Genomic DNA, 12,427 nt, shown 5'->3' on the forward strand with positions numbered 1-12,427 from the left:
TAAAAATAGGGCGGTATATTTCACTGAATGGTTTTAAACATCGCCGTGATATTAATGCGAGGCCGAACGGCAGCGCTTGAGTCGCGCTTCCAGATTGCGATCCGGCATGGCGTGGCTGCGCAGGGCGCTGGCGGTCTGCTCGACGTAGTCGCGGGTGGTGCCATAACGCCCACAGGCGCTTTCGAGCACCTGGTTCAGCACATGGTCCGGCAGGTTGCCGGCATAGCTGGGCAAGTGCCGCTCGAGCACGAAACCCAGCGCCTGAACCGTCTGCCCCGTGGCCAGGCGGCAATTGAGCCAGTGCGGCCGATAGGACGGCACCGGCATCTCCCGCTGCCACAAGGCATAGAGCGACGCCTCCAGCTGATCGTCCGGCAACCGATAGGCAAAACCGCTGCAGGAACCGCCACGATCGAGGCCGAACACCAGCCCCGGAAACTCCGGCGTGCCCCGATGTTCATGGGACCACAGGTACAAGCCCCGGTGATAACCATGAACCCGACCGCGCACCCGCTCCACGGCGGAGCACTCGGGACGCCAGATCAACGAGCCGTAGGCGAACAGCCAGACCGGTCCGCCCTTGTGCCGGGCCATGGTGGCCTGCATGGAGCAGAGCAGTTGCTCGTGGGTCAGTTGCGCCCCCAGCTCCAGGCGCGGCGGATAGGCCAAACTCGACAACGCGGGATCGATAGCGGTCATGACGAATTGCGCGGGGTTCCTGATCATTACCAGTTGTAAGTCACTTTACCGTAATAAAACGCACCGCTGTAACCGTACGGCGAAAAAGTGCTGTAGGCCAGGTTGCCACCGTTACTGGCGTAGGCATTGAGTTTCTCCGGGTATTTGTCGGTGACGTTGTCGCCGCCCAGGGTAAAGGTCCAGTTCTTCAGCTTGTAGTCCGCCGCCAGGTCCAGCAGCCAGGCCGCCTTGAAGGTCTGGTCATAGGTCGGATCGGCCTGGTAGCTGGTGAAGGAACCATAACGCACCAGGGTCGTGTGCAGCGTCCAGTTGCCGTAGTTGAAGTCGTTACCCAGGGTCAGTTTCTGCTCCGGCGTGCTGTCACCCAGCAGACCGAGCTCTTCACGGCGGTCGACCCGCAACAGATTGACCCCCAACTGATTGAGAATCGCCGGGTTGGCCTTCACGTCGGTGACCTTGGTGTGATTGAAGTTGTAGCCCAGGGTGCTGTTCCAGCGCACCCCGTTGTCCATCTGGTAGCGATAGTTGGCCACCAGGTCGATGCCGTCGGTGCGGGTACTGGTTGCATTGGTGAAGTAGCGGGCGCTGGTGTAGTTGATATTGCCCACACCGTTGGCCTGCAGATAGGCGATCGCCGCGTTGTTCAGCGACAGGTTGGACGACAGGCTGATGCGGTCGCTGATATCGATCCGGTAGATATCGGCGGTCAGCGTCAGGTTGTCCGTCGGCTGCAGCACCAGGCCGAGGCTGTAGTTGCGGGATTTCTCCGGTTTCAGATCATCGGAGCCGAGCAACCGCGCCACTTTGCCGTTGGCCGGGAACACCCCGGTCTCCTGCACGGTCGAGCCGATCAGTTGCGAGGAGGTAAAGGCGAAGTTCTGCTGGGCCAGGGACGGTGCGCGGAAGCCGTTGGAGACGCTGCCGCGCAAGGCCACCTGCGGGGTGAAATCGTAGCGCGCCGACAACGAGCCGCTGACGTTGGCACCGAAGTCGCTGTAGTCCTCGCGACGTACCGCCGCCGAGGCACTGAGTTTTTCCGTGAAGTTGGTTTCCAGGTCCAGGTACTGGGCGAAGTTATGCCGCGAATAGCTGCCGGCATCCGATTCGCGGAAGCCGCCAAGGCCGGAACTGCCGGTCTGGTAATAGGACTCAGGCTGGCCGGCGCTGATCTGGTAACCCTGGCGCAGGTATTCGCCGCCGAACGCCACGGACACCGGATACGGCAGCCAGCCGAGGCTGAATTCCCGCGACAGGTCCAGGCTCAGTTGGCGCTGGTCGTTGCTCAGGGTGCCGTTTTCAAATTTGCGCGGGGTGTTCAGGCCCAGGGAGGTGTTGATCGTCTCGGTGCTCAGGTCGTACTGGTTCTTGCCGTAGTTGGCGGACAGGTCGTAGTGCCAGTTATCCGTCAGCAGGCCACGCAGGCCGACCACCAGGGAAGTGTCCTCGAGGTCGCCGCGAATCAGCGGCAGGTAACCGTTGGGGTAGATCGCCGGAAGGTTGTTCGAGGCATTGCTGGCGCGATAGAAGCCGGCGGTTTCGCCCCTGCGCTTGCTATAGCCACCGAAGCTGTAGAGTTCGGCGGCGTCGTTGAAGCTGTAAGCCGAGTTGAAGGCCAGCTTGCCTTCGTCGCTGGCCGGCTCCCCCTGGCGGAACACTTGCTGGCCATAGGTGGTGGAACCGACGCTGGCGGGACGGTAGTCGTTACCGGCACGGTTGGTGTAATCGTTGTCGGCACCTTCGCCGGACAGGTTGAAGTAGCCGTTGTCACCGATGGCGAACCCGCTGTTGCCGGAGATCTGCCGCTGGATACCGTCGCCCTTCTTGTATTCACCGAATTTGCTGGAGATCGAACCGCCGTGGTCGGCGTTCTTGAGGATGATGTTGATCACCCCGGCAATCGCGTCCGAGCCGTAGCGGGCGGACGCGCCATCGCGCAGCACTTCGATATGGTCGATCGACGACAGCGGGATCGCATTCAGGTCGGTCGGAGCCGAACCCCGGCCCACCGCGCCACCCAGGTTGACGAAGGCGCTGGTGTGGCGCCGCTTGCCATTGACCAGCACCAGCACCTGGTCCGGTGACAGCCCGCGCAATTGCGCCGGGCGCACCAGCTCGGCGCCGTCCACCAGGCTCGGCCGCGGGAAGTTGATGGACGGAATCAACTTCGCCAGCACCGTGCCCAGCTCATCCGAGCCGGTGCCGCGCAGGCTGTCGCCGCTGATCACATCGATGGGCGACAGCGACTGGCTGGCCGTGCGCTCCTGGGAGCGCGTGCCGGTGACGATAACGGTGTCGAGCTTTGGCGCTTCGGCGCTTTCCGACTCGGCGGCAGCCGTCGAACTGAAGGTAAAAGCGCTGGCGGCGGTCAGCAAATGTGCCGACAAAATCGCCGTGTACAAACGTTGTTGCGTGTTGCTCCCCATACCGCTCCCCTTTGAATCCAAGGTCGAGGCGTCTTGCCCCGAGTTCGCACGATCGGTCCGTGTGGCGAACGGTGTCGGTCATTGTGGTGTTGATTGGCAGATACAAAGCCGGTGGTCCGATGGGCATATAGCCTAATGTTATGTAACAAATAAATTAAATATCAAAATCATATAACGATAAGCTAAACATCGCGTACGGGAAAACCCCTACAGATATTTCAGAGGCCACGATCTGATAATCCGATTTGGACTTACGTATAACGGCCGCCTACTTCAATCGCTACGGTTTCACCAGGGGCCAATGACCATGAACCCATCACTCCTTATCCAAGCCCTGTGCCTGTTTCTGCTGGCGCCCAGCGCCTGGGCGTCGAACGATTCGGACGCGGCTGGCAAGGGCTTCTGGTACCTGCAAACCAGCGTCGTTACCCGTCACTTCTCACCGGACCCGGACCACAATAATCACCAGGACCTGATCGGCCTGGAGCGCAATGACGCCTCGGGGTTTCTCTATGGGGCGGCGACGTTTCGCAACTCGTTCAGCCAGCGCTCGTATTACGCCTATGCGGGTAAACGATTCGAGAGCGCCGACTATCCGGTGTACCTGAAAGTCACAGGTGGCTTACTTCAGGGATACAAAGGCGAATATCGCGACAAGATCCCGCTGAATCACCTGGGCGTTGCGCCGGTGATCATTCCTTCCGTCGGCGCGCATTACGGGCCGGTGGCGGCGGAGGTGGTGTTGCTGGGTTTTAATGCGGCGATGCTTACCGCCGGGGTGCGTTTCTGAGGGATTTGCAGCGGTCTTGAAGCCCTCTTCGCAGCGATACGGCGTCCCGACAAGCGCTGCTCCTACAGTTCTGTGTCGTACACAAAATCTGCAATCGACGCCGTACTGTAGGAGCAGGGCTTGCCCGCGAAGGCGATGGAACAGGCGCAGAAGAATCAAACGCCAGGCACTAAGGCCTGGGCGCGTAGGCAAACACATCGGCACGCATCTGATGTGCATCCATCCCGGCGTTCACCAGTGCATCCAACGTCGCATAGATCATCGCCGGCGAGCCGCTGGCATAGACACTCACCCCAGACAGGTCGGCAATGTCTTCGCGGACCGCCTCGTGCAGCATCCCGCAACGCCCTTCCCAGCCACACAGATCACTGACCACCTTGTGCAGGAACAGGTTCGGCAGTTGCTTCCACTCCTCCCAATGCTCCAACGTGTAGAAGTCCTCGGGCCGGCGCACGCCCCAGTACAAGTGCACCGGGTACTGGAAGCCACTGGAACGGCAATGCTCGATCAGGCTGCTCATCTGCGCCATGCCAGTACCCGCCGCGATCAGCACCAGCGGCCCCTCGGGCAGTTGGGCCAGGTGGGTATCGCCAAACGGCAGTTCGACCCGCGCCATGCCATTGCGCTGCAACTGCTCGATCAAACCCTGGGCACTGGCTTCGCGCACCAGCACATGCAGCTCAAGATCGCGCCCGGCATGGGGCGCCGAGGCCAGGGAAAACGCCGATTTCTCACCGTTGTCGCGCTCGATCATCAGGTACTGGCCGGCGTGATAACGCGGCGGCTTGCCCGCCGGCGCGCGCAGGCGCACGCGCCAGACATCACCACCAATCTCGGCGCATTCGATCAACTGACAGGCCAACTTGCGCACCGGCAGTTCTCCTTGCGCGAGCACGCCATCCCAGAGCACCACACAGTCTTCCAGGGGTTCGGCAATACAAGTGTAGAACTCGCCGTGGTCACGCACGTCACCGGCCTGCGCGACCCGCCCTTCCACCAGCAGCGCGGCGCACACATGGCAGTTGCCGTTGCGACAGCTCTGCGGGCAGTCATAGCCTAGGCGCCGGGCACCGTCGAGAATCCGCTCGCCGGGCCGTATCTCAAGCACGGCGCCGGACGGCTGCAAGGTCACACGCATCAATCTATTCCTAACTGATTCCAAATGGCATCGACCCGTCGGGTCACGGCCTCATCCTTGACGATCACCCGGCCCCACTCACGCGTGGTCTCGCCGGGCCATTTGTGCGTGGCATCGAGCCCCATCTTCGAACCCAGGCCGGACACCGGCGAGGCGAAGTCGAGGTAGTCGATCGGCGTGTTATCGATCATCACCGTGTCGCGCTTGGGGTCCATGCGCGTGGTGATGGCCCAGATCACGTCGTTCCAGTCGCGGGCGTTGATATCGTCGTCGGTGACGATAACGAACTTGGTATACATGAACTGTCGCAAAAACGACCAGACACCCAACATGACGCGCTTGGCGTGGCCCGGATACGACTTCTTCATGGTGACGATGGCCATGCGGTACGAGCAACCTTCCGGCGGCAGGTAGAAGTCGGTGATTTCCGGAAACTGCTTCTGCAGGATCGGCACGAACACTTCGTTCAGCGCCACGCCGAGAATCGCCGGCTCATCCGGTGGCCGGCCAGTGTAGGTGCTGTGGTAGATCGGCTTGATCCGGTGGGTGATGCGTTCCACGGTAAACACCGGGAAGCTGTCGACTTCATTGTAGTAACCAGTGTGATCGCCGTAAGGGCCTTCCGGGGCCATTTCCCCCGGATGGATCACACCTTCCAGGACGATTTCCGCCGACGCCGGCACTTGCAGGTCATTGCCACGGCACTTGATCAGCTCGGTGCGGTTACCCCGCAGCAGGCCGGCGAAGGCGTATTCGGAGAGGCTGTCCGGCACCGGGGTCACGGCGCCGAGAATGGTCGCCGGGTCCGCGCCCAGGGCCACCGACACCGGGAACGGCTGGCCCGGATGCTTCTCGCACCACTCGCGATAATCCAGCGCACCGCCACGGTGGCTAAGCCAACGCATAATCACCTTGTTGCGGCCGATCACCTGCTGGCGATAGATGCCGAGGTTCTGGCGGTCCTTGTTCGGCCCCTTGGTGACCGTCAGGCCCCAGGTGATCAGCGGCGCAACGTCGCCCGGCCAGCAATGCTGGACCGGCAACTTGCCGAGGTCGACGTCATCGCCCTCGATGATGATTTCCTGGCAGGGCGCATCCTTGACCACCTTCGGCGCCATGGCGATGATCTTGCGGAAGATCGGCAGCTTGGACCAGGCGTCCTTGAGCCCCTTGGGCGGCTCCGGCTCCTTTAGGAAAGCCAGCAGCTTGCCGATTTCCCGCAGTTCGCTGACCGCTTCGGCGCCCATGCCCAGGGCCACGCGCTCGGGCGTGCCGAACAGGTTGCCGAGTACCGGGATATCAAAACCGGTGGGGTTCTCGAACAGCAACGCCGGCCCCTTGGCCCGCAGGGTGCGGTCGCAGACCTCGGTCATTTCCAGGACAGGGGAAACCGGAACCTGGATGCGCTTGAGTTCGCCGCGCTGTTCCAGGCCGCTGATAAAGTCGCGCAAGTCGCGATACTGCATGCGTGAGCCTCGTAGATCCGTGGCGTTCGGGGTGGGCAGTTTACCCGGTTCGCCCCGATACCGCGCAATCGAACAACACCCGGACAGCAAAAAGCCGGGTTTCCCCGGCTTTTGCGGCCCTGCTCGACTTACTTGCGTTTCATCGACAGGAAGAACTCATCGTTGGTCTTGGTCTGTTTCAGCTTGTCGATCAAGAACTCGATGGCAGCGACTTCATCCATGGGATGCAGCAGCTTGCGCAGGATCCACATGCGCTGCAACTCGTCGTCGGCGGTCAGCAACTCTTCGCGGCGGGTGCCGGAACGGTTGATGTTGATCGCCGGGAAGACGCGCTTTTCAGCGATCTTGCGGTCCAGGGGCAGTTCCATGTTACCGGTACCCTTGAACTCTTCGTAGATCACTTCGTCCATCTTCGAGCCGGTTTCAACCAGCGCGGTGGCGATGATGGTCAGCGAACCGCCTTCCTCGATGTTACGCGCGGCACCGAAGAAACGCTTTGGCTTCTCCAGGGCGTGGGCGTCGACACCACCGGTCAGGACCTTGCCGGAGCTCGGGATCACGGTGTTGTAGGCACGGGCCAGACGGGTGATGGAGTCGAGCAGGATGACCACGTCTTTCTTGTGCTCGACCAGGCGCTTGGCCTTCTCGATGACCATTTCGGCCACTTGCACGTGACGGGTTGGCGGCTCGTCGAACGTCGAGGCGACCACTTCGCCGCGCACGGTGCGCTGCATTTCGGTCACTTCTTCCGGACGCTCGTCGATCAGCAGGACGATCAGGTGCACTTCCGGGTTGTTGCGGGTGATGTTCGCCGCAATGTTCTGCAGCATGATCGTCTTGCCGGCTTTCGGCGGTGCCACGATCAGGCCGCGCTGGCCTTTGCCGATCGGCGCACAGAGGTCGATCACGCGACCGGTGAGGTCTTCGGTGGAACCGTTACCGGCTTCCATCTTCATGCGCACGGTCGGGAACAGCGGCGTCAGGTTCTCGAAGAGAATCTTGTTCTTCGCGTTTTCCGGACGATCGAAGTTGATCGTGTCGACCTTGAGCAGAGCGAAATAACGCTCACCTTCCTTCGGCGGACGGATCTTGCCGACGATGGTGTCACCGGTGCGCAAGTTGAAGCGGCGGATCTGGCTCGGCGAGACGTAGATGTCGTCCGGGCCGGCCAGGTAGGAGGCATCCGAAGAGCGGAGGAAGCCGAAGCCGTCCTGGAGGATCTCCAGCACGCCATCACCGGAGATTTCCTCGCCGCTTTTCGCGTGCTTTTTCAGCAGGGAGAAAATCACATCCTGCTTGCGCGAACGGGCCATATTTTCTATGCCCATCTGTTCGGCCAATTCGAGCAGTTCGGTAATCGGCTTTTGCTTGAGTTCAGTCAGATTCATATAGGAATGACGTAATCATTTATGGAGGGGGGAGAAATTAAGCTTTTGGCTTAATGAGGCCGCGCCGCAGAGAAGGCGACAGGATCGCGTACTTGTTCGAAAAGGAGAGCGTCGGCGACGGCTTGCAGGGGGCAGTGGAGAAACCAGTGCGGGGCCGAATGTAACACCTGCAATTGTGAACGTCTAGCCCCTGACAACGAAAAAAGCCCCGCTATTTGCGGGGCCTTTTTTGCCGATGCCGACCTTACAGGTGAGCGTCGAGGAACGCAGTCAGTTGCGACTTGGACAGTGCGCCGACCTTGGTCGCGGCAATCTCGCCGTTCTTGAACAGCATCAGGGTCGGGATACCACGCACGCCGTGCTTGGCCGGGGTTTCCTGGTTTTCATCGATGTTCAGCTTGGCGATAGTCAGCTTGCCTTTGTAGGTCTCGGCAACTTCGTCCAGCACAGGGGCGATCATCTTGCAGGGACCGCACCATTCAGCCCAGTAGTCGACCAGTACAGCGCCCTCGGCCTTGAGTACATCAGCGTCGAAGCTAGCGTCGCTAACGTGTTTGATCAGATCGCTGCTCATGGAAGTCTCCGGATTTGTAAGCCAAAAAAAACGTTGCCCATCATAGCCGTCCTTCCTACGTACAGGAAGCCGCAGTTGATTGAGTCTAACTATGACAAATGATCAGTTTGGGTATAGCCAATACGGCCCCCGCACACAAATACCAACGGTCAGCCGGGCGTGACGAAGGCAATACCGGTGCGCAGGGCGGCATTGCGCACATGTTCCTGCATCGCCTTTTGTGCCGGCCCCGAGGCGCGACGCGCCAGGGCGCGGAGGATCTTGCGGTGCTCCTGCCAGGTTTCCATGGCCCGCTCCGCACGGATGAACGGCAACTTCTGGCTTTCCAGGAACAGCTCGGCGCTGGCACTGAGGATACCGGCCATGGCCTGGTTACCGCTGGCCAGCAGGATGCGTCGGTGAAAATCGAAATCCAGCCGCGCGGCCGCCTCGAAATCCCCGGCCTTGAGCTCCAGCCGCAAGGCCTCGACGTTGTCCTGCAAGGCATCCAGCTCATCGGCGGTCAAGGTCACCGCCGCCAGGCCGGCGGCAAAACCCTCCAGGGCATAGCGCAACTGGAAGATATCCTCCGCCGAGGCCTGGGCCGCGAACGGCCAGGCCAGGCCACCGGCCGCAGGCGCCAACTCCACCGGCGCCTGCACGAAGACGCCCTTGCCCGGTTGCACGCTGATCACTCCCAGGGCACTCAGGGACGACAATGCCTCGCGCAGCGACGCCCGGCTCACCCCCAGGCGCAGCGCCAGGTCGCGCTGCGAAGGCAGCACGTCCCCCGGGCCGAAACCCTCGTCGGCAATCAGTTTGCGAATAGCTTGCAGCGCCACTTCCGGGACGGCGCGGGAGATCGAATTCATCGTTTTTTTCAGCTGTCAGTCCGGGAAAGCGCTAGTTGTAAAGCTATTGGCAAGATCCGGCAAGTCACGCCCAGCGCTGGTTCAACGCCGCGAACCCATGCTCGATAAGGGTGCGAAAGCCCCGCAACTGTTCAGACCAGTAAGACCATGAAAAACCCTGCCACAGCAGCGGGGGCACGGCTTGGGGCAAGTGTGGCATGGGCTGTGCACTGCCCCGGACAGAGATCGCCTTCTGGATTCGGAGAGTTGCCATGACCAAACGCCGTAGCGCCCTGCTCACTGCCTTGCTGGCCAGCCTGATGCTGAGCCAGGCCCCCGCCCACGCCAATGGCCTGGACGACATTATCGCCCGTGGCACCCTCAAGGTCGCCGTGCCCCAGGACTTCCCGCCGTTCGGCTCGGTGGGCCCGGACATGAAACCCCGTGGCCTGGACATCGACACCGCGAAGCTGCTGGCCGAACAACTCAAGGTCAAGCTGGAACTGACCCCGGTCAACAGCACCAATCGCATTCCGTTCCTCACCACCGGCAAGGTCGACCTGGTGATTTCCAGCCTCGGCAAGAACCCGGAGCGGGAGAAGGTCATCGACTTTTCCCGGGCCTATGCGCCCTTCTATCTCGCGGTGTTCGGTCCGCCGGACGCGCCGATCAACGGCCTGGCCGATCTCAAGGGCAAGACCATCAGTGTCACCCGTGGCGCCATCGAGGACATCGAGCTGACCGCCGTGGCCCCCGAAGGCGTGACCATCAAACGCTTCGAGGACAACAACACCACTATCGCCGCGTACCTGGCCAAGCAGGTCGACCTGATCGCCAGCGGCAACGTGGTGATGGTCGCCATCGCCGAACGCAACCCGAAACGCATTCCGGCGCTGAAGGTCAAGCTCAAGGACTCGCCGGTCTACGTCGGCGTGAACAAAAATGAACCGGCGCTGCTGGAAAAAGTGAACCAGATCCTCGCCACGGCCAAGGCCGACGGCAGCCTGGAGAAGAACGCCCAGCTGTGGCTCAAGCAACCGCTTCCGGCCGATCTCTGATCGCGCTTGCCTGAGGTCCGCCCCATGGCTTATCAGTTCGACTTCCTGCCGGTGCTGCACAACGCCGACCTGCTGTTGCGCGGCGCCTTGTTCACCCTGGAGCTGACCGCCATCGGCACCTTGCTCGGGGTCAGCCTGGGCATTGTCGGGGCGGTGGTCAGGGCCTGGCAGATCCGCCCCTTCGCGGCGATCTTCGGCGTCTACGTCGAGTTGATCCGCAACACGCCGTTCCTGGTGCAGCTGTTTTTCATTTTCTTCGGCCTGCCATCCCTCGGCCTGCAGATTTCCGAGTGGCAGGCGGCGGTACTGGCGATGGTGATCAACCTCGGCGCCTATTCCACGGAGATTATCCGTGCCGGTATCCAGGCGATCCCCCGCGGACAACTGGAAGCCGCCGCGGCGCTGGCCATGACCCGCTTCGAAGCCTTTCGCCATGTGGTCCTGCTGCCGGCGCTGGGCAAGGTCTGGCCGGCCCTGAGCAGCCAGATCATCATTGTCATGCTCGGCTCGGCGGTCTGCTCGCAGATCGCCACCGAGGAGCTGAGCTTCGCCGCCAACTTCATCCAGTCACGCAACTTCCGCGCCTTCGAAACCTACACCCTGACCACCCTGATCTACCTGGTCATGGCATTGCTGATCCGCCAGTTGCTGAACTGGCTGGGACGCCGCTACATCGCGAGGAACCGCTGATGGATTTCACCTTCTGGGACATCCTCAACAACCTGCTGGCGGGCCTGCAATGGACCGTCGCCCTGTCGCTGACGGCCTTTGTCGGCGGCGGACTGATCGGGCTGCTGGTGATGGTCCTGCGCATCAGCGACAACGGCTTTGCCCGGGGTTTCTCCCGGGCCTATATCGAACTGTTCCAGGGCACCCCGCTGCTGATGCAACTGTTCATGGTGTTTTTCGGCGTGGCCTTGCTCGGGGTGGACATCTCGCCCTGGCTGGCGGCGGCCATCGCCCTGACGCTGTTCACCAGCGCCTACCTGGCGGAGATCTGGCGCGGCTGCGTCGAGTCGATTCCGGGCGGCCAGTGGGAGGCCTCGGCGAGCCTGGCGCTCACCCCGTATGAACAACTGCGCCATGTGATCCTGCCGCAGGCGTTGCGCATTGCCGTGGCGCCGACCGTGGGTTTTTCGGTGCAGGTGATCAAGGGCACCGCCGTGACCTCGATCATCGGTTTCACCGAACTGACCAAGACCGGCGGCATGCTCGCCAACGCCACCTTCGAACCCTTCACGATCTATGGCCTGGTAGCCCTCGGATATTTCGCCCTGTGCTACCCCCTGTCCCTCAGTGCGCGCTACCTGGAAAGGAGACTGCATGCCGCTTCTTAGAGTTTCTGCCCTGCATAAGTATTACGGCGATCACCACGTGCTCAAAGGCATCGATCTCAGCGTCGAGGAAGGCCAGGTGGTGGCGATCATCGGTCGCAGCGGCTCGGGCAAAAGTACCCTGCTGCGCACCCTCAACGGCCTGGAGTCGATCAACGACGGGGTGATCGAGGTCGACGGTCACTACCTGGACGCCGCCCGCGCCGACTTGCGCAGCCTGCGGCAAACGGTCGGCATGGTGTTCCAGCAGTTCAACCTGTTCCCGCACCTGAGCGTCGGCGAAAACGTCATGCTCGCCCCCCAGGTGGTGCAGAAAATGCCCAAGGCCAAGGCCGCCGAGCTGGCGCGGCAGATGCTCGAACGGGTCGGCCTGGGGGAAAAGTTCGACGCCTTCCCGGATCGTCTCTCCGGCGGCCAGCAGCAACGCGTGGCGATTGCCCGGGCCCTGGCGATGTCGCCCAAGGTCTTGCTGTGCGACGAGATCACCTCGGCCCTGGACCCGGAACTGGTCAATGAAGTGCTCAGCGTGGTCCGCCAGTTGGCGAAGGAGGGCATGACCCTGATCATGGTCACCCACGAAATGCGCTTCGCCCGGGAAGTCGGCGACAAGCTGGTGTTCATGCACCAGGGCAAGGTGCATGAAGTGGGCGATCCCAAGGAGCTGTTCGCCCGTCCGCAAACGCCGGAGCTGGCGAATTTTATCGGCAGCGTGGAACAGCCGGCCTGA

The 12,427-nt window shown here is 61.7% G+C and carries 12 protein-coding genes; 5 read left to right on the forward strand and 7 right to left on the reverse strand.

Going from position 1 to position 12,427, the window contains the following annotated elements:
- Positions 1-51: 51 nt before the first annotated feature.
- Together M5B42_RS24100 and M5B42_RS24105 are read right to left on the reverse strand one after the other, a co-directional pair.
- Positions 52-699, reverse strand: coding sequence for a gamma-glutamylcyclotransferase (locus M5B42_RS24100; protein WP_103496086.1), 648 nt, complete (start codon positions 697-699; stop codon positions 52-54).
- Positions 700-725: 26 nt separating this feature from the next.
- Complete coding sequence (locus tag M5B42_RS24105) at positions 726-3,122, reverse strand: TonB-dependent receptor (RefSeq protein WP_248747226.1); 2,397 nt, start codon at positions 3,120-3,122, stop codon at positions 726-728.
- 307 nt (positions 3,123-3,429) lie between these two features.
- On the opposite strand from M5B42_RS24105, the gene M5B42_RS24110 reads away from it, so the two are divergent.
- A complete protein-coding gene (locus M5B42_RS24110) occupies positions 3,430-3,912 on the forward strand; it encodes a sn-glycerol-3-phosphate transporter (protein WP_218586062.1) in 483 nt (160 codons plus the stop codon).
- A 169-nt stretch (positions 3,913-4,081) separates the two neighbouring features.
- Here M5B42_RS24110 and M5B42_RS24115 read toward each other — a convergent pair whose 3' ends face one another.
- From M5B42_RS24115 to M5B42_RS24135, 5 genes are all read right to left on the reverse strand, one after another.
- Positions 4,082-5,050 (reverse strand): CDP-6-deoxy-delta-3,4-glucoseen reductase, encoded by a 969-nt coding sequence (locus M5B42_RS24115; RefSeq protein WP_248747227.1) that lies wholly within the window; start codon positions 5,048-5,050, stop codon positions 4,082-4,084.
- A complete protein-coding gene (gene ubiD, locus M5B42_RS24120; RefSeq protein WP_100942094.1) occupies positions 5,050-6,516 on the reverse strand; it encodes a 4-hydroxy-3-polyprenylbenzoate decarboxylase in 1,467 nt (488 codons plus the stop codon). The genes M5B42_RS24115 and ubiD overlap by 1 nt, the downstream gene beginning before the upstream one ends.
- 128 nt (positions 6,517-6,644) lie before the next feature.
- Positions 6,645-7,904, reverse strand: a complete 1,260-nt coding sequence (gene rho / locus M5B42_RS24125; RefSeq protein WP_100942095.1) for a transcription termination factor Rho — start codon at positions 7,902-7,904, stop codon at positions 6,645-6,647.
- 244 nt (positions 7,905-8,148) lie between these two features.
- Positions 8,149-8,478 (reverse strand): thioredoxin TrxA, encoded by a 330-nt coding sequence (trxA, locus tag M5B42_RS24130; protein WP_103496082.1) that lies wholly within the window; start codon positions 8,476-8,478, stop codon positions 8,149-8,151.
- A gap of 149 nt (positions 8,479-8,627) precedes the next feature.
- The gene (locus M5B42_RS24135) at positions 8,628-9,329 is read right to left on the reverse strand and encodes a FadR/GntR family transcriptional regulator (RefSeq protein ID WP_177100883.1); all 702 of its coding nucleotides are present in this window, start codon (positions 9,327-9,329) and stop codon (positions 8,628-8,630) included.
- 251 nt (positions 9,330-9,580) lie between these two features.
- On the opposite strand from M5B42_RS24135, the gene M5B42_RS24140 reads away from it, so the two are divergent.
- Genes M5B42_RS24140 through M5B42_RS24155 form a run of 4 tightly spaced genes read left to right on the forward strand, consistent with a single transcriptional unit; the run spans position 9,581 to position 12,427 of the window.
- On the forward strand, positions 9,581-10,366 hold the full coding sequence (locus tag M5B42_RS24140; RefSeq protein ID WP_100942098.1) for a transporter substrate-binding domain-containing protein: 786 nt from the start codon (positions 9,581-9,583) through the stop codon (positions 10,364-10,366).
- A gap of 24 nt (positions 10,367-10,390) precedes the next feature.
- Positions 10,391-11,056, forward strand: coding sequence for an amino acid ABC transporter permease (locus tag M5B42_RS24145; protein ID WP_100942099.1), 666 nt, complete (start codon positions 10,391-10,393; stop codon positions 11,054-11,056).
- Entirely contained in the window at positions 11,053-11,703 is a 651-nt protein-coding gene (locus M5B42_RS24150) for an amino acid ABC transporter permease (RefSeq protein WP_248747268.1), read from the forward strand. Before M5B42_RS24145 ends, M5B42_RS24150 begins: the two co-directional genes overlap by 4 nt.
- Positions 11,690-12,427 carry an amino acid ABC transporter ATP-binding protein gene (locus tag M5B42_RS24155; protein WP_103496077.1) on the forward strand — a complete coding sequence of 246 codons (738 nt, stop codon included), beginning with the start codon at positions 11,690-11,692 and terminating at the stop codon, positions 12,425-12,427. The genes M5B42_RS24150 and M5B42_RS24155 overlap by 14 nt, the downstream gene beginning before the upstream one ends.

Source organism: Pseudomonas sp. MWU12-2037 (assembly GCF_023242345.1).
Taxonomy (GTDB): Bacteria; Pseudomonadota; Gammaproteobacteria; order Pseudomonadales; family Pseudomonadaceae; genus Aquipseudomonas; species Aquipseudomonas gingeri_D.